This window comes from Zhengella mangrovi, assembly GCF_002727065.1.
GTDB lineage: Bacteria > Pseudomonadota > Alphaproteobacteria > Rhizobiales > Rhizobiaceae > Zhengella > Zhengella mangrovi.
In genome coordinates this window covers 31,825-47,740 of the sequence record NZ_PDVP01000008.1, presented here as the reverse complement: position 1 = coordinate 47,740, position 15,916 = coordinate 31,825, and the positions used below count along the sequence as shown (strand labels likewise).

Here is a 15,916-nt window from a genome sequence, read left to right as displayed (position 1 = left end):
CTCCTCAAGCACCCGGCCAGCGGGCCCAGGGGTGCGGTTGTCCGGTCAGATCCTGGTAGAGCGATTTCTGGCGCATGTAGGCCAGCATGCCGGCCCGTCCCTTTTCACGCCCGATGCCGCTTTCCTTGTCGCCGCCGAAGGGCGTCGAAATCGAGAACTGCTTGTAGGTGTTGATCCACACGGTGCCGGCCTGGATGGCCTGGGCCACGCGCCATCCCTTGGGAAAATCGCGGGTCCAGATGCCGCAGGCCAGCCCGTACTGGTTGTCATTGCCCTGCGCGATGACGTCGGCCTCGTCGTCGAAAGGCAGAACGGCGAGCACCGGGCCGAACACCTCTTCGCGGCACAGTTCCGCGTCGTTGGGCAGGCCGGTGATGATCGTCGGCAGGTAATAGGCGCCCTCGGCCAGCGCCGGGTCGTCCGGCCGCTTGCCCCCGGTCAGCACCCTGCCCCCGTCGGCGACCGCGCGGGCCACGAAGTCCTCGACGCTGGCACGATGGTCCGGATGCACCAGCGGTGCCACCTGGGTCGCCGGATCGTGCGGATGGCCCGTGACGAGCCCTTCCGTGGCTTCGACAAGGCGGGCCACGAAGGCATCGAAGATCGGCCGCTCCACGAACAGCCGCGACCCGGCAATGCAGGACTGGCCCGACGAGGAGAAGATGCCGAACAGGATCCCCGCGATGGCAAGGTCCACGTCGCAATCGGCGAACACGATGGTCGGCGACTTGCCGCCCAGTTCCAGCGACACCGGCATCAGCTTTTCCGCTGCCTTCAGCGCGATGCGCCGGCCGGTGGCCGTACCGCCGGTGAACGACACCCGGGAGATGGCGGGATGCTCGACCAGCAGGTTGCCGATTTCCGCACCCGAGCCCGGCAGCACCGAGAACAGCCCCTTGGGCAGGCCGCTGTCATCAACGATGCGTGCCAGTTCCAGCGCCACCAGCGGGCTCCACGACGCCGGCTTCAGGATCACCGCGTTGCCCGCCGCCAGCGCCGGCGCGATCTTCTGCGCGTCGGAGGCGATGGGCGAGTTCCATGGCGTGATCGCGGCGACGGCGCCGAGCGGCTCGTGCAGCGACAGCGTCAGGGCATCGCCGCGCTGGGCGGTCATGTCGCTGTCGAACGTCTCGCAGACACCGGCGTAATAGCGGAACGTGCCGGCCGCCGACGCCGCCAGCGCGCCCGTCTCGCGCAGCGTCTTGCCGGTATCGCGGCTCTGGATCCAGGCGATCCGGTCGGCGCTGGCCTCGATGCCATCGGCGATCCGGTAAAGGTAGCGCGCCCGCTGGTGCGGTTTCAGGTCGCGCCAGGCAGGGTCAGCCTGCGCGGCGACGGCCGCCTCGATGGCCGCGAAACCGTCCTCGCGGGATGCCCCGTCGATCACCCGGTTCAGGCTGCCGTCGGCCGAAAAGCGCGATTCGATCGGCGCGCCTTGCCCCTTTCGCCAGGTGCCGGCGATGTAGAGCAGGTTTTCAGGCAGGGCGCAGGGCTGGATGCTCATGGCAATGGCCTTCAGGAAACGATGGGGCTGACGCGGTTCATGACCTCGCGCACGAGGCTGTAGACCGTGGGCAGCGAGGTCTTGGGATTGGCGGGCGACGGCTTGCCGACGATGCGCACCGACACTTCCGCGGCATCCGACACCACGTCGAACACGTGGACGTTGGCGTTGACACCCGGGTCGGCGATCATCCGCACCGTGGTGCGTTCGAGGCCGGCCCCGGCCAGGGCGATGGTGGCCGCGACATTGGCATTCTTCGGATAATCCGCAGACGCCTGCCGCGCGGTTCCCTCGAAGAACACGGTCTCGGCGGCCAGACCGTCCAGGTCGACCAGGGTCTCCGCCTTCGTACCAGCCCAGGCTTTCGGCGGCTTGCGCGAGGTATAGGTGACCGAACGGATGTCGGACCGGCTCAGAGCCGCAAGGATGTCCATGCCACCCACCGCACCGGAGGAAAGGACAAGCCGGGTGCCGCCGGCCCGCGCCGCCGCCTCCAGCCGCATCGCAAGGTCCGGATCGCTGAGCGCGCCGGTCGAGGCGATGGCGGTCTCGACGCCCGCCTCCAGCAATGCCGGCACATGATCGCGCACCGCGCCGTGACCGGCCGCCTCGACCGCCAGGTCGGGCTTCGTGGCGATCAGCGCGGTCACGCATTCGACGACGCGGAAATCCGCCGCCACGGTTCCCGCCGCCGGTCCCAGCGCCTGCGCCACCGCGTCGCCCTTGCCCGGCCGGGCCAGCACCGCCAGGCAATCCAGCGGCCCCGCGAGGGCGCGCCCGAGCACCGCCAGCATTTCGCCGGTAATCGCCCCGGCGCCGATGATGGCCAGCCGCGTGAGCATCACTGGCCTTTCCCTGCCGCGCCTGCCGGCGGGCCGGCAAAGGCCTGAGCGAAGGGGCCGATGGCGCACATGTCGACCTCGATCAGCACCGGCCCCTCGGCCGCGAGCGCCGAATCAAGCGTCTCGGCGAAGGCGCTTTCGTGCGAGACCTTCACATGCGCCATGCCCACCGCCTGGCACAGCAGCGAGAAGTCGGGCGTGCGCAATGCCGAGTAATGGTGGCGGCTGCCATATTGCGCGTCCTGGATGTTCTTGATGACGCCATAGGCCTGGTCGTTCATCAGCACGTAGACGAGGTTGGCGTTCTCCTCCACCGCGGTGATCAGTTCGGCGATACCGAGCTGCGCCCCGCCGTCGCCGACCAGGACCACCGACCTGGCCTCGCCTTCGACGAGGCCGGCGCCGATACCCATGGCGAGCCCCTGGCCGATGCCGCCGCCCAGGGCGTGCACGCCGTGATGCGGCTCGGCGAACTGGACGTAGCGGTTGCCGAAGGTGGAATTGGAAATAGTGACGTCGCGCACGAAAGGATGGCGGCCGTCGGCGATCCGCTCCTGCAGCGCGTCGGCGATCACCCGGTAGACGCCGAGCTGGTCGCGCAGCCGCCCTTCCGCCTTGACCCGCGCCACCGCGATGGAATGGCGGAATTCGGCATCGGTTTCCAGTGTCTCCGGCAGGAGGGCGAGCAGGCGCGCGAGCGCGTCCTTCGCATCGCCGTGGATGAACAGGTCGACCGGGTAGTTGCGCGCGCCCTGGGTCGCTTCCGCATCGATCTGCACCAGCGGCGCGGGAAGCGGCAGCGCATTGTTGCGTGTCTCGTTGCCGCGCAGGCGGGAGCCGACCACGATCATCAGATCGCATGTCGTGTAGATGGCCTCGGCCTCCGGCGTCATGTTGAAGGCGCCGAGCGTGTAGGGGCTGGCCTCGTCCACAACGGCGCGGCCATTGGTACTGGTCACCGCGCAGAAGCCGCGCGCCACCAGGTCGTTGGCTTCCGCGCTGGCATGGCGCGCGCCGCCACCCAGCCAAAGCATCGGCCGGCGCGCCGTCTTCACCTGTTCGGCGAGCACGGCGATGGCTTCCTGCGATGCGTTCGGCCGCACCACGAGCGGCCTGGTGATGGTCTCCTGCACCGGCACGGATTCGCGTTGCACGTCGACCGGGATTTCCAGGCTGACCGGACCGGCGGGCGGGCTCATTGCCGCCGAAACCGCAGCCGAAAGCACGGTGTGCACCGAGCGGGCTTCCCACATCCGCAGGCAGGTCTTGGAAATGCCCTTGAGCATCTCGGTCTGGCGCGGCACGTCGTGGATCGCCGCGCGGTCGCGGTCCATGAATTGCCGGTCGACCTGCGTGGTGATGTGCAGCACGGGCGATCCGGCCGTCAGCGCTTCCACCTGCGCTCCGGCGGTATTGCCGGCCCCCGTCCCCGTGGACGTGATGACGACGCCAAGTGACCGCGAGACGCGGGCATAGGCATCCGCCATGTTCATCGCGCCGGCCTCGCCGCGCGCCGGTACGAAGCGGATCCGGCCCTGGCGCGCGATGGCGTCGAGGATTGGCATGTTATGGATCGAGATCACGCCGAAGACGCGCGTCACGCCGATATCGGCAAGATGGCGGGCAATGGCCTCGCCCACGGTTTCGGTCCTGGTTGTCGCGTCGGTTTTCATCAGCATGGCGTCACACGAATCTTGAGGTCCCGCCGGAGATTTCCAGCCGGGCACCGGTGATGTAACTGGCCGCCGGGGAGGCCAGGAAAACGATGGCATTGGCCGGCTCGTGCGGTTCGCCGAAACGGGCAAGCGGGATGTGCCGCTTTGCCGCCTCGCCGCGCAGCCAGTCCTCCAGCCCGATGGACTTGTCCTCGCGTGCCTCGAAACGGCGCATCCACTGGCCCGAGACGACGATGCCGAGCAGGATGGAGTTGACCCGCACTTCCGGCGCCAGTTCGTTTGCCAGCGACTTCAGCAGGTTCTGCACGCCCGCCCGCGCCGCCGACGTGCACACCATGTGCGGCTCCGGCTGGTAGGCGAGCAGCGAGTTGACGCCGACGATGGCACCGCACTCGCTCCCCTTCAGCATCGCCTGGAAGGCCCGCACCGGGTGGATCTGGCTGAAGAACTTCAGCTCCAGCTCGTCGCGCCAGGCATCGTCATCGGTCCCGGCGAAGGTCGAGACGCGGCCCTGTCCGGCGTTGTTGACCAGCATGTCGACGCCGCCGAAATGGTCGCGGACGCGGGCGGCGAAATCGCGCGTCGCCTCTGCGTCCAGAACCGAGGCCGCGATGCCCAGCACGCGGTCGTCGCCGAACTCCGCCTTCAGACCGTCGGCCACGGTTTCCACCCGGCCCGCGTCTCGGGCACAGAAGGCGACTTTCGCGCCCTCGACGAGGAACTGGCGCACGGTTGCCAGCCCGATGCCCGAAGACCCGCCGGTGACGACCGCCACCCTGTCCTTTAGCTGAAGGTCCATTCAGCGTGCTCCCGCTGCCGGAAAGCCGCGGTCCGGCCGGCCCAGCATGACCGCGCGCATCGCCGGCGTGGGCGGACCCGCCGTCATCCAGCGGTCGGAAAGCTCCGGATCACCCCACGGCCATTCCTGCGCAACGTGTGTCGTCTCGTCGATCTGCTGCAGTTCGGTGGTGAACTCGATCACGAACCCGGACGGCGAGACGAAATAGGCGAACGGGTTGTTGCCCGGCCCGTGCCGTCCCGGCCCCCAGCTCGGCACGTGCCCGTTCTGCTTCATCCGGCCGATACCGCGCATGAAGGAATCCATGTCGCGCATCTCGAAGGCGACGTGGTTGGCGCTCGCGTGGGCATTCTGGAACAGGCCGATCGAATGGTGGTCGCTGCTGCAGCGCAGGAAGGACATGCGGTCGACGTAAAAGTCCGACAGCCGGAAGCCGAGCATGTCGGTGTAGAAGGCCTCGGTCGTCTTCAGGTCGGGCGTGTTGACCACGACGTGCGACACCTTCACCGGCATGGCGAAATGGCTTTCGCTGTCGGTGTTGTCGGTCATGTCCGCGACGATCCGCAGGACGCGGTTGTCCGGATCCCGCAGCCGGAAGCCGATACCGCCGCCCGGCGTGGTCAGCTCCGTTGGCTCGTCGATCAGCGGCGCGCCGGCTTTCGACAGGTGGTCGTAGAGCGCTTCCAGTCGCGCCCGGCTGGACATGCCAAAATGGATGTATTCGATGCCGAAGTCGGCCCCGTCGGTCAGCGAGTAGATATACGGCTCCGGCCCGGTGCCGCGCAGGTAGACCGTGCCATCGTTCGACGGCACGCGCTTGAGGCCCCAGATCGCCTCGTAGAAATCGGCGGTCTCCGCCATGCCGGGCGCGCGCATGGCAATGCCGCGCAGGAAGTCGACACGCATACGGTCAGTCATGATTGCCTCCTGATGAATGGCGAATTCGGGCCGATGAAGGAATGTGCCCGAGTTGATGCGAAATCCGGTGAGCCGCCGATGACAGGGCGCGGCCGATCTCGTCGCGCCGGCCGGCACCTTCGGCGAACTCATGGTCTGGCCCGGTCACGTTGATGGCGCCGATGGCCTTTCCCTGGGCATCGAAGACCGCCACGGCGGCCGAGCCGATCCCCGCTTCGAAGTTCGACACGCTCCAGGCGATGCCGGCGCGCCGGTCCCCGGCAAGCTGCTCGCGCAGCGCGGCGAGCGTCGTCGCGGTCTTGTCGGTGGCCGGTTCCATGCCGGCCGTGGCGAAAAGCGCTTCCACCTCGGCAAAATCCCGGTGGGCGAGAATGATCCGCCCGATCGTCGTCGCATGGGCAGGCAGGCGGCTGCCCACGCGCACGTTGGATACCAGGTGCAGGTTTGGCGTCTCGCGCAGGAGGTAGGTGATCTCGCGTCCGTCGAGAATGCCCAGGTGCGCCGAAAGCCCCAGTTCGCGCACCAGCCGCCGCAGTTCCGGGTGGGCCACCTGCACCACGTCGCGCGAATAGAGCGCGCTGGCGGCCAGGTTCAACAGCCCCGTTCCCAGGCTGTAGCCCTGCGCATGATCGGCCTTTTCGATCATCGCTTCCTGCTCCAGCGTGTGCAGCAGGCGGATGAGCGTGGTGCGGTTGACGCCGGTATCCTTCGCCGCCCTGGAAATGTTGGCGCAGGAATTGCCGTCGGCGATGTAGCGCAGCACGCGAAAGGCGCGCTCGACGGGCGGAACCGAATAGACGGCCTTGTCGTCGCTCATCGGACAGCCTCCCCGGCAGCGGCGATCTGCTGCGCAAAAGAAACCACGGGATCGGCCACGGCAGCCGGATACTCCTGGTGCAGGATATGGCCGGCGTCCGGCACGGTTTGAAACAGGTGCGGCTGGTCCGGCGAGGCCTCGGCCAGGGCATCATGTACGCCGCGGCTCTGCGCCGGCGGGGTGATCACGTCCTTGTCACCGACCATCACCAGAGAAGGCACGCGGACCCCGGCCGCATCCGACGCCTGGTCGCCGGTCGCCAGCATCCGCACAGCCTGCGCATAGCCGTCGGGATTGATCGCCGCCATCGCCGCAATGGCCCGGTCGCGGACCTCCGGCATGGTCTCGGGGCGGAACATCAGCCGCGGTGCCCGCGTGCGGGCAAACTCGGTGGTCCCGCGCGCCGCGAGGTCATCGAGCCGCTTCTGCGCCTTGTCGCCCAGCGCTCCGGCTGCGGCGCCATGGCCCTGCGCACAGGCGAGCAGGACGAGGCCCTGCACCAGGGCCGGATGGCGCTTTGCGAAGGCCGTCGCCATCAGCGTGCCAAGCGAATGGCCGGCAAGAAGGAACGGCGGCAGGTTCAGCGCTGCCGCCACCTCCGCCAGCCGGTCGGCATAGGCGCCCGCCGTCGGCCAGCCGGTTTCAAGCGGGCGGGAACCGCCGTAACCGGGTGCGTTCCAGGCGACCAGCGTCCAGTCCTCCGGCAGCGCCGCGCTCAGGCCGTCGAAGGAGGACGCGTTGGAGCCGATCCCGTGCAGCATGACGAGAGCCGGGCCGCCGCTGCCTTGCGACAGCCGGATGTCGATCCCGTCCACGCTCAGGGTGTCGAAGCTGCGGCTCATTTGAAGACGAACCCCCGGTTGACCGGCAGCACCTGCCCCGTCAGCGTCAGGGCATCGGGACCGAGCAGGAACACGATCGTGCCCGTCACGTCGTCGGGACCCTGCGGTCCCGGCACGGCGCGGCCGAGCTGGTACATCTTGTGGCGTTCTTCAGGCACGTATTCGGTGGATTCCGTCGTCAGAATGCCGGGGGCGACGGCGGTCACGCCGATCCCTTTCGGCCCCAGTTCACGGGCCAGCGAATGCGTCATCGACATCACCGCGCCCTTGCTGGCGACGTAGGACAGCAGGCGCGGCGCGCCCCAGATGGCGGTATCGGACGCGATGTTGACGATCCGCCCGCCACCGCTCCGTTCCATCAGCGGCGCGGCCGCCCGCGTCATCAGCCACAGGCCGCGCACGTTGACCGTCATCACCCGGTCCCAGGTCTCGATGTCGATCTCGTCCAGCGTCTTGCCGCCGATGCCGGTGGCGATGGCGCCATTGTTCACCAGGCCGTCGAGCCGGCCTTCGCCGGCGACGATATTGGAGGCGAGCGCCTTGATGCTCTCCGGCGAGGCCAGATCGACATGAACCGCACGCGCCGTGCCGCCATCCTGCGCGACGAGGCGCGCGGTCTCGCCCGCGCCCGCCTCGTCGATGTCGGCGAGAACCAGGCGCGCACCGGCCCGCCCGCAGGCCAGCGCGATCTCGCGCCCCAGCCCGCGTGCTGCACCCGTGATCAGGATCGTCCGGTTCTCGAGCATCATGACCATCCGTCTCCTCAGGACCGCTTCACCTTGGCCAGCGGATGCTCCGGCGGATAGGTCGGCGTCACCGGCTTGGGATTGCCGATGATCACGCACATCAGTGCTTCCTCGATGCCCTCGTTGACCAGGCCGCGATAGACGCCGGGCGGCACGGAGATGATGTCGCGCTCGGTCAGCACCGTCTCGACCATCTCGCCCTTGTGCTCGATCATCAGGCGGATCTTGTGGCCGCGAAGAATGAAGAACACTTCCTCGGCATCGGTGTGGATGTGCAGCGGGCCTTCGCAGCCGGCCGGCAGCACCATGGTGGAAAAAGTGAAATGCTCCGCCGGGATGACGTTGCTGTCGCTCTTCACGCCGGTCGCGCCCGTGCCGATGTAGCGCATCTGCGCCCGGCGGTACTTCGGGTCGTAGTCGGCCTGGAACTTGAGCGCGTTCCAGTCGAGCTTGCGGGTTTCGTAGCGCGCGACGCGGCTCTCGATCCAGTCGCCGAGGCTCATGCCCTCGGGGATCTGCACGTCGTCGGGATTGATGGTCGGCATCGTGGGGGCTGCAGTCATGATACACCTCCTGGGGTTTCGCAGACGCGGGGTTGTGCGCGGTTCGCGGCCTTCTCCTGAAGGGCGCGAATGGCTTGGTCGGTCTCGCGCCGGAAGGCGGCGAGCCGGGAATAGAAATCGTCGACGGCGCCCTGCGCCTCGCGTTGCATCCGGGCGTTCCGTCCGGCCAGCGCGCCGGCATCCTCGCGAGCACCGGCCTCGCCGACGGCCCGCGACACCGACTGCACGAATGAACAGACCGGTGCGCGCAATCGACCGAAACGCTCCAGTGCATCGTCGGGATTGCCGCTCGCATCCAGCAGGCGGGCGAGGACCACGCCGTCTTCCATGGCCATGGCCCCGCCCTGCCCCATGAAGGGCGTCGAGGCATGGGCGGCATCGCCGATCAGCAGCACCCGGCCACGATGCCAGGGCAAGGGCAGCGAAACTTCCTCGACCGCCGTGTAGAACACCTCGCTGTCCGGCCCGACCTCGTCGAGGAACGGCCGCGCCGGGCCGTCGAACTCGGCGAAACGCGCGCGCATGGTGTCCGGCCATTCGGCGGGATCGAAGCGGGCATCGCGTGGCTCGGCCACCGTGCCGAAGGTATAGAGCCTGTCGTCGCTGATCGGCATGATGCCGAAGCGCTTCCCCGGCCCCATGACCATGATCTTGTCCGTCAGCGACGCCGGCCGGGCGTGCACCGCGCGCCAGACGCCGAAACCGGTGTAACGCGGTTCGATATCGATGCCGATCATCGTGCGCGTGGCGCTGCGGATGCCGTCGGCACCGAGCAGGAGATCGGCGGTCTCGCTGCGGCCGTCGCTCAGGCGCGCGGTCACGCCGTCCGCGCCCGGCTCGATCGCCTCGATCGTCGTGCCGAGGTCCACCGGCACACCGAGTTGGGCCATCCTCGCTGCCAGGATGCGGTGCAGTTCCGCCCGCTTGATCCCGAGGATGGCAGGAACGCCCGGCGTCTCGCCTGGCGGGTAGGTCACGTCGACGATCGGCGCGCCGTGATGGTCGAAATAGGCGTTGCGTCCGCCCGGGATCGCAAATCCCGCGTCGAGGATCTCGTCCAGCACGCCCAGGTCGCGCAGGCATTCAAGCCCGTTCGAATAGACAAAGATGCCGGAACTCAGGAACCGCCACTCGCCCTGCTTTTCGACCACCCGCACCGCGTGGCCGGCACGCGCCAGCGCGATGGCCGCGGCACAGCCGGCAATGCCGGCGCCTGCGATCAGCACGCTGTATCGGGTTTCGGGACGGGCGGCGGCCATGGCTCAGTGCTCCGCCTTCGGGATGTAATGCAGCATCCGCTTTTCCACCCAGGTCACGGCCGTGTAGAGCACGATGCCGATGAGCGTCAGCAGGAGGATGGCGTTGAACACCATGGCTGCGTTGGCCTGGCCCTCGCCATAGGAAATCAGGAAGCCGAGGCCGGTGTTGCCGCCGACCAGTTCGCCGACGGTCACGCCGATGACGGCGAGCGTCGAACCGATCCGCAGGCCGGCCAGCAGCGACGGCAGCGTGGAGGGAAACTCCACCTTCCGGAAGATCTGCCAGCGCGTCAGGTTGTAGGCCCGCGCCAGGTTGATGATGTCGCGGTCGACTGTCTTCATCGACTGCAGCACGTTGACGAGGATCGGGAAGAAGACGATCAGGATGGTCACCAGCAGCTTCGGCCAGAACGTGAAGCCGAACCACATGATGAACAGCGGCGCGAAGGCCACCTTCGGCGCGATCTGCAGCGCCAGGATATAGGGTGACAACACGCGTTCCCAGAAGGTCGACATGCCGAGCAGGTAGCCGATCAGGGCGCCCAGGAAACTGCCGATGGCAAAGCCGATCAGCGTCATGACGAAGGTCGAGACCGTGTGGCCGACGAGATTGTCGAGACGGATGTTGCGGATGAACTCGTCCAGGCACTGGCTCGGCGTCGGGATGATGTAGCGCGGCACGCCCATCGCCGGCGGGATGAACTCCCAGGCCAGAATGAAGAGAAGCGCCACCACGAGTGTCGTCAGGAGAACGGTGTTTTTCATCGGTCCCGGTCCAGCAAGTCCATGTGCTTGGGATATGGGGCGCGGGCACGGACCATGTCGGTCCGCGCCCGGCCGGCGTCAGGCCGTCACTTGGCGACGAACTGGTTGGTGTAGGTGTCGGCGATCGGAACGGCTTCGCGCACGATGTCGTTCTTGAGGTAGAAGTCCTGGACAGCCTTCATCCGGGCCTCGTCGAACGTGCCGAAATTCTCCGTGTCCGTGCCATAGACCAGGTCGATGTAGCCGCGCATGATGGCTTCCATCACCTTTTCCTTGCCGGCGTGCTGCGGAACGGCGGCGACATAGTCCTTGGCCGCCTGCTCCGGATCCTTGATCACGTCGATATAGCCCTTGATCGTGGCCTGCACGAAGGCCTTCACCAGTTCCGGCTTCTCGGCGATGATCTTGTCGGAGGCGATGATCGCCTGCGCCATCGCCGGGAAGATGTCGTTGATCGGCAGCATCTGCACGTCGACGCCCGCGGCACGAACCGCACCGGCCCATTCGACCGTGCCCGACATCGCCTGCGTGTCGCCGGAGATCATCAGCTGGATGATGCCGGCCGGGCCAACGGCCTGGATGTCGACGTCATCCTTGGAAAGGCCGACGCTGGCGAGCGCTGCCAGCAGGTTGTAATAGGTCGTGTCCTGGAAGGAGAGCACGCCAATGGACTTGCCCTTCAGGTCGGCGAGCTGGGTCACGCCGCTGTCCTTGCGCCAGTAGATCTGGGTCAGGGCCTTGGCACCAAGCACCGCGACGCCACGGATCGGCAGGCCGTTGGCGCGCACGATGATCGCGGTATCGCCGATGCCGCCGCCCAGTTCCGCGTTGCCGACACCCACCTGCTTGGCGACGTCGGCGCCGCCCTTGCCGACCTGGAAGGTCACGTCCAGGCCCGCGTCGGTGTAATAGCCCTTGGACATCGCCAGCTTGAACGGCGCGAAGGCCGGCAGGAAGTCCGGTGCCGGGAAGAGATAGGTCATCTTCTCCGCCGCCGATGCGGCCCCGGCCATGGCCACGAGCGAGACGGCCGTCACGATGGTTCTGAGTAGTTTTTTCATGTTCACCCTCTTTGTTCTCACGAAGTTTCGGTTCACGCGATTTCTTCCTGGTCCTTCAGCTTCAGGATCTCGAACATCCGGTTGATGTAGACCTGGGCCTTGGGATTCTGCCGCCGCGCGGTCGGATTGCCGCGGTCCGGCAGGTCGACCCTGATTTCCTCCACCACCGTCCCCGGCCGCTCCGAGAGCACCAGGATGCGGTCGGCCATGAAGGCCGCTTCCGCCAGGTCGTGGGTAATCAGCAGCGTGGTGATGTTTTCCTGCTCGATGGTCGCCGCGAAATTGCGCTGGATGATGATCTTCGTCTGGGCATCCAGGGCCGAAAACGGCTCGTCGAGGAGGATCACGTCCGGCTCGATGGCCAGCGTGCGCGCCAGCGCCGCGCGCTGGCGCATGCCGCCGGAAAGCTGGTGCGGGTAGTAGTCGCCGAAACCGTGCAGGTGGCACCGGTCGAGCATCGCCGTCGCCCGCTCGCGGCACTCCGAACGCCCGACTCCGCGAGCCTCCAGCCCGAAGCAGACGTTCTGCTCGATGGTCCGCCAGGGCAGCAGCAGGTCCTTCTGAAGCATGAAGCCGACATGCGAATTCGGCCGCGTCACCAGTTCGCCGGAAACGTAGACCTCGCCGCGGGTCGGCTGGTAGAGGCCCGCCGTCATGTTGAGCATCGTGCTCTTGCCGCAGCCCGACGGGCCGACGATGGCAACGAACTCGCCCTCGTCCGCCTTGAAGGACACATCCTTGAGCGCCGTCAGCAGCGTCCCCTCGGCCTCGGAGCCGAACGCCTTGGTTACATTGCGGTATTCAAGCGCCATGGCTGTTCCGCCGGGCACCGTCTCCCGGCTCCCCCTGCGCTCCCGCTGCCTGTCCGATCGAGAAAAACAAGACGCCGTCCCTCATTAGATTGTTCATATTTGAACTTCTTGTTCGCCATTGAAATGCTACGCAGAGAATTTCTTTCTGGCAAGCGTTAATTTATGGACGAGCAAAAGCACTAGAAATGGGCGAATATCATCGCTTTTGGCCCGGTAGATTCGCGATTTCTCGCTTTACACGATCCGGTTTTCGCCATAGCATTGTTTCAATAATGATAAGTTGTTTCATATTTGGAACAATCGCCCATGGAGGGATTTTTGATCGCAGCACCTGAAACCATGCTGATGACCGTGTTCCTGAAACACGACCAGTCGAACAATCTCGACGCCATCCAGACCAGGCTGAAGGATGCCGACTGGTGGGAGCGCTTCCCGCCCGAGGGCGTGGAGATCGTTTCCTGGGTCGTTGCCATGGGGTTCGGCCAGATCGTCACGCTGCGCCTGCCCGCATCGAAGCTCAATGTCGTCAACGTCGAACTGGAGCGCTCCGCCTGGGGCGTCTTCGAAACCCAGTGCTTCCCGGCCTACGATTTCGTGCCCGTCCGGGAAATGATCCGCGAACGCGTTCGCAACGGAGGAAAATGATGGCTGAACAATACATCGTGGTCCATCAGTCAAGGGACCGGGACCCCACCGAGTATGAAAACCTGCTCGCCGATGCGCTGGAAAAGGCGTTCGCGGCCGGCGTGACCGATGTCGAGGGCATCGTGGCCGGTCTCGTCGCCGACGCCGTGCCCTCGCCGGGCGGCCGTACCTGGACGAACGAGCTCGTCCTTTCCGAACTCAAGCGCCTCGGCGCGTGAACCGCAGGAGCATCGCCATGCTGGACGCCCCCAAGACCGATGTCACCGTCACCGACGAGATGATCGAGCAGCGCCTGAAGGTCGGGCTCAGGAACCAGTGGTGGGCCATCTGCCCGTCCCACTTCGTCAAGGACAAGCCGGTGTCGCTCTTCCGCCTCGGCTACCGGATGGTTCTCTGGCGCAAGTACGATGGCTCGGTCGCCTGCCTCGAGGACTTCTGCCCCCATCGCGGCGCGCCGCTGTCGCGCGGCATTGCCGTCGATGACCGCATTGCCTGCGGCTACCACGGCGTCCAGGTCGACGAGACCGGAACCGCCGTCTCGGTGCCCGGCAGCCCGGGCTGCAAGCTCGAGGGCATGCGCTGCGTGCGCACGTTCCCCATCATCGAGCAGTTCGGCGTCATCTTCGCCTATGTCTCCGACGACGCGAACCCGAATCCCGAGCCGGCGCCCTTCGTCGCTCCCGAACAGCTCACCTCGCCGGAATACAGCAGCTTCCTGAACTATGCCGAGTGGCAGGGCGATTACCGCTTCGTCATCGACAACGTCATGGATCCGATGCACGGCACCTTCCTGCACAAGCAGTCGCACTCCATGAATTTCGGCGACACCCGGGCCAAGTTCGTCATCAACGACACCGACCACGGCTTCGTCTTCGAGAAGGACGGCCAGCGCGGCGTCAACTTCGACTTCTCCGAGTGGGGCGAGACCGGCATCCACTGGCTGCGCCTCGAAATCCCCTACCCGAAGACCGGCGGCCCCGGCGGCAACTTCCACATTGTCGGCATGTACACGCCGATCAACGATCGCATGGCAGCCATCTTCCACTGGCGCTGCCGCCAGGTGGACGGCTGGCAGCGTGACGCCTGGCGCTTCCTCTACAAGAACCGCCTGGAAGAGCGTCACCATCACGTGCTCGAGCAGGACCGCGTCATGCTGGAGGACATTCTCGTCGACCCGCGCGGCCGCGAGATCCTCTACCAGCACGACCTCGGCCTGGTGCGCGTGCGCCGTCGCATGGCGTCGCTCGCCCGCGAACAGCTCGAAGCAGAACTGGGAGCCGGCGCCTGATGGCCGGCTTTGCGAAGATCGACTGTCCGGAGGTGCCGGCCCCGCCCGGCGCCTCCTGGTCGAACGGCCTCGTCATCGGCCGCGAGATCGTGCTCTCAGGCGTCACCGCCCGCAGCCGCGACGGCGTACCGGTCGGCGGCGCCAGCATGGAAGGCCAGACGCTGGCCTGTTTCGACAAGATTTTCGCACAGGTGAAGGCCGCCGGCGGCCATGCCGGCAACATCTACCGTCTCGTCATTTACGTCACCGACATTGCCCGCAAGGACGAGGTGAACGCCGCGCGCAAGGCTGCTTTCCGGGAAACCTACCCGGTCTCCACCCTTGTGGAAGTGTCCGGCCTCGTCTTCCCGGACCTTCTCGTCGAGGTCGATGCCTTCGCCAATCTCGACGTCTCCCTGCAACAGGACTGATCGCCATGACCGACCACACCGCGCGCAACATGCGCATCCACCGCATGGAATGGGCCGCCCGCGACGTCCTGGAAATCGAGCTGCGACTGCCCGAGGGCGGCGAGGTACCCGCCTACGAACCCGGCGCGCATATCGACCTGACATTGCCCAACGGCATCACCCGCTCCTATTCGATCAAGGGCAACCCGGACCTGCGCGACCGGATCGTCGTCGGCGTCGGCCTCGACGCGGCCAGCCGTGGCGGCTCCTCTTTCATTCACCGTACGCTGCGCGTCGGCGACATCCTTCCCGTCGCCGGCCCCCGCAACCATTTCCCGCTTGTCGAGGACGCCCCGAAGGTGGTGCTGATCGCCGGCGGCATCGGCGTCACGCCCATGGTCTGCATGGCCCGGCGCCTCGCCGCGCTTGGCCGCGGCTTCGCTTTCCACTACGCGGTGCGGTCCGCCGACCGCGCCGCCTTCCTCGACGAGTTGCGCACCCTGGGCGAGGGCCCGGCCCTGCATGTCGATGAAACAGCCGTCGGCCCGATGGATATCGCCACGGCCATCGCCGGCCAGCCGGAGGGCACCCATTTCTACTGCTGCGGCCCGGCCGGAATGCTGGCCGCCTTCGAGGCGGCAACCGCACACTTGCCGGAGGATCATGTCCACGTCGAGTATTTCACGCCCAAGGTGATCGAGATCGAGGGTGAGGACCGGCCCATCACCGTCGTGCTCAACAGGTCCGGAAAGACCATCGAGGTCGCGCCCGACCAGAGCATCGCCAATGCCATCCAGCAGGCCGGCGTTTCGGTGGACACCTCCTGCGAGGACGGGATTTGCGGCACCTGCGAAACCCGCGTCCTCGACGGCATCCCGGACCATCGCGATTCGGTGCTCACGAAATCCGAACAGGAAGCCGGCAAGACCATGATGATCTGCGTGTCCCGCTGCAAGGGCGGCCGCCTGGTCCTCGACATTTGACGGCACC

General features: G+C 66.7%; 18 protein-coding genes. 5 read left to right on the top strand and 13 right to left on the bottom strand.

Annotated elements, in window-relative coordinates:
* Positions 1-4: 4 nt before the first annotated feature.
* From CSC94_RS13885 to CSC94_RS13825, 13 genes are all read right to left on the bottom strand, one after another.
* Positions 5-1,504, bottom strand: coding sequence for an aldehyde dehydrogenase (locus CSC94_RS13885; protein WP_099306957.1), 1,500 nt, complete (start codon positions 1,502-1,504; stop codon positions 5-7).
* 11 nt (positions 1,505-1,515) lie between these two features.
* On the bottom strand, positions 1,516-2,346 hold the full coding sequence (locus tag CSC94_RS13880; protein WP_099306956.1) for an aspartate dehydrogenase: 831 nt from the start codon (positions 2,344-2,346) through the stop codon (positions 1,516-1,518).
* Positions 2,346-4,019 (bottom strand): thiamine pyrophosphate-binding protein, encoded by a 1,674-nt coding sequence (locus CSC94_RS13875; protein ID WP_099307079.1) that lies wholly within the window; start codon positions 4,017-4,019, stop codon positions 2,346-2,348. The genes CSC94_RS13880 and CSC94_RS13875 overlap by 1 nt, the downstream gene beginning before the upstream one ends.
* 10 nt (positions 4,020-4,029) lie before the next feature.
* Complete coding sequence (locus tag CSC94_RS13870) at positions 4,030-4,821, bottom strand: SDR family oxidoreductase (RefSeq protein ID WP_099306955.1); 792 nt, start codon at positions 4,819-4,821, stop codon at positions 4,030-4,032.
* Complete coding sequence (locus tag CSC94_RS13865; RefSeq protein ID WP_099306954.1) at positions 4,822-5,739, bottom strand: VOC family protein; 918 nt, start codon at positions 5,737-5,739, stop codon at positions 4,822-4,824. It lies immediately after the preceding gene.
* On the bottom strand, positions 5,732-6,556 hold the full coding sequence (locus tag CSC94_RS13860) for an IclR family transcriptional regulator (protein WP_099306953.1): 825 nt from the start codon (positions 6,554-6,556) through the stop codon (positions 5,732-5,734). Before CSC94_RS13860 ends, CSC94_RS13865 begins: the two co-directional genes overlap by 8 nt.
* Positions 6,553-7,398, bottom strand: coding sequence for an alpha/beta fold hydrolase (locus tag CSC94_RS13855; protein WP_099306952.1), 846 nt, complete (start codon positions 7,396-7,398; stop codon positions 6,553-6,555). Before CSC94_RS13855 ends, CSC94_RS13860 begins: the two co-directional genes overlap by 4 nt.
* Complete coding sequence (locus CSC94_RS13850) at positions 7,395-8,147, bottom strand: SDR family oxidoreductase (RefSeq protein WP_245408348.1); 753 nt, start codon at positions 8,145-8,147, stop codon at positions 7,395-7,397. Before CSC94_RS13850 ends, CSC94_RS13855 begins: the two co-directional genes overlap by 4 nt.
* A gap of 14 nt (positions 8,148-8,161) precedes the next feature.
* Positions 8,162-8,707: a cupin domain-containing protein gene (locus CSC94_RS13845; RefSeq protein ID WP_342585960.1), complete on the bottom strand. Its 546-nt coding sequence runs from the start codon at positions 8,705-8,707 to the stop codon at positions 8,162-8,164.
* Positions 8,704-9,966 (bottom strand): FAD-dependent monooxygenase, encoded by a 1,263-nt coding sequence (locus CSC94_RS13840; RefSeq protein WP_099306949.1) that lies wholly within the window; start codon positions 9,964-9,966, stop codon positions 8,704-8,706. Before CSC94_RS13840 ends, CSC94_RS13845 begins: the two co-directional genes overlap by 4 nt.
* Before the next feature lie 3 nt (positions 9,967-9,969).
* Positions 9,970-10,731, bottom strand: coding sequence for an ABC transporter permease (locus CSC94_RS13835; RefSeq protein WP_099306948.1), 762 nt, complete (start codon positions 10,729-10,731; stop codon positions 9,970-9,972).
* A gap of 86 nt (positions 10,732-10,817) precedes the next feature.
* Complete coding sequence (locus CSC94_RS13830; RefSeq protein WP_099306947.1) at positions 10,818-11,792, bottom strand: ABC transporter substrate-binding protein; 975 nt, start codon at positions 11,790-11,792, stop codon at positions 10,818-10,820.
* Between the two features lie 32 nt (positions 11,793-11,824).
* A complete protein-coding gene (locus tag CSC94_RS13825; RefSeq protein WP_099306946.1) occupies positions 11,825-12,604 on the bottom strand; it encodes an ABC transporter ATP-binding protein in 780 nt (259 codons plus the stop codon).
* A 306-nt stretch (positions 12,605-12,910) separates the two neighbouring features.
* Here CSC94_RS13825 and CSC94_RS13820 point away from each other — a divergent pair, with 306 nt between their 5' ends.
* The 5 genes from CSC94_RS13820 to CSC94_RS13800 are packed head-to-tail and all read left to right on the top strand — an operon-like array spanning position 12,911 to position 15,909.
* The gene (locus CSC94_RS13820) at positions 12,911-13,249 is read left to right on the top strand and encodes a hypothetical protein (RefSeq protein WP_099306945.1); all 339 of its coding nucleotides are present in this window, start codon (positions 12,911-12,913) and stop codon (positions 13,247-13,249) included.
* Positions 13,249-13,467 (top strand): recombinase-like helix-turn-helix domain-containing protein, encoded by a 219-nt coding sequence (locus CSC94_RS13815; protein WP_099306944.1) that lies wholly within the window; start codon positions 13,249-13,251, stop codon positions 13,465-13,467. Before CSC94_RS13820 ends, CSC94_RS13815 begins: the two co-directional genes overlap by 1 nt.
* Before the next feature lie 17 nt (positions 13,468-13,484).
* Entirely contained in the window at positions 13,485-14,537 is a 1,053-nt protein-coding gene (locus CSC94_RS13810) for an aromatic ring-hydroxylating oxygenase subunit alpha (RefSeq protein WP_099306943.1), read from the top strand.
* Entirely contained in the window at positions 14,537-14,947 is a 411-nt protein-coding gene (locus tag CSC94_RS13805) for a RidA family protein (protein WP_099306942.1), read from the top strand. The genes CSC94_RS13810 and CSC94_RS13805 overlap by 1 nt, the downstream gene beginning before the upstream one ends.
* Positions 14,948-14,952: 5 nt before the next feature.
* On the top strand, positions 14,953-15,909 hold the full coding sequence (locus CSC94_RS13800; protein ID WP_099306941.1) for a PDR/VanB family oxidoreductase: 957 nt from the start codon (positions 14,953-14,955) through the stop codon (positions 15,907-15,909).
* The last annotated feature ends 7 nt before the right edge of the window (positions 15,910-15,916 follow it).

Coding starts and splice junctions, on each gene's coding strand:
- CSC94_RS13885 (WP_099306957.1), bottom strand. CDS start 1,504: ATGAGCATCCAGCCCTGCGCCCTGCCTGAAAACCTGCTCTACATCGCC.
- CSC94_RS13880 (WP_099306956.1), bottom strand. CDS start 2,346: ATGCTCACGCGGCTGGCCATCATCGGCGCCGGGGCGATTACCGGCGAA.
- CSC94_RS13875 (WP_099307079.1), bottom strand. CDS start 4,019: ATGAAAACCGACGCGACAACCAGGACCGAAACCGTGGGCGAGGCCATT.
- CSC94_RS13870 (WP_099306955.1), bottom strand. CDS start 4,821: ATGGACCTTCAGCTAAAGGACAGGGTGGCGGTCGTCACCGGCGGGTCT.
- CSC94_RS13865 (WP_099306954.1), bottom strand. CDS start 5,739: ATGACTGACCGTATGCGTGTCGACTTCCTGCGCGGCATTGCCATGCGC.
- CSC94_RS13860 (WP_099306953.1), bottom strand. CDS start 6,556: ATGAGCGACGACAAGGCCGTCTATTCGGTTCCGCCCGTCGAGCGCGCC.
- CSC94_RS13855 (WP_099306952.1), bottom strand. CDS start 7,398: ATGAGCCGCAGCTTCGACACCCTGAGCGTGGACGGGATCGACATCCGG.
- CSC94_RS13850 (WP_245408348.1), bottom strand. CDS start 8,147: ATGATGCTCGAGAACCGGACGATCCTGATCACGGGTGCAGCACGCGGG.
- CSC94_RS13845 (WP_342585960.1), bottom strand. CDS start 8,707: ATGACTGCAGCCCCCACGATGCCGACCATCAATCCCGACGACGTGCAG.
- CSC94_RS13840 (WP_099306949.1), bottom strand. CDS start 9,966: ATGGCCGCCGCCCGTCCCGAAACCCGATACAGCGTGCTGATCGCAGGC.
- CSC94_RS13835 (WP_099306948.1), bottom strand. CDS start 10,731: ATGAAAAACACCGTTCTCCTGACGACACTCGTGGTGGCGCTTCTCTTC.
- CSC94_RS13830 (WP_099306947.1), bottom strand. CDS start 11,792: ATGAAAAAACTACTCAGAACCATCGTGACGGCCGTCTCGCTCGTGGCC.
- CSC94_RS13825 (WP_099306946.1), bottom strand. CDS start 12,604: ATGGCGCTTGAATACCGCAATGTAACCAAGGCGTTCGGCTCCGAGGCC.
- CSC94_RS13820 (WP_099306945.1), top strand. CDS start 12,911: ATGGAGGGATTTTTGATCGCAGCACCTGAAACCATGCTGATGACCGTG.
- CSC94_RS13815 (WP_099306944.1), top strand. CDS start 13,249: ATGGCTGAACAATACATCGTGGTCCATCAGTCAAGGGACCGGGACCCC.
- CSC94_RS13810 (WP_099306943.1), top strand. CDS start 13,485: ATGCTGGACGCCCCCAAGACCGATGTCACCGTCACCGACGAGATGATC.
- CSC94_RS13805 (WP_099306942.1), top strand. CDS start 14,537: ATGGCCGGCTTTGCGAAGATCGACTGTCCGGAGGTGCCGGCCCCGCCC.
- CSC94_RS13800 (WP_099306941.1), top strand. CDS start 14,953: ATGACCGACCACACCGCGCGCAACATGCGCATCCACCGCATGGAATGG.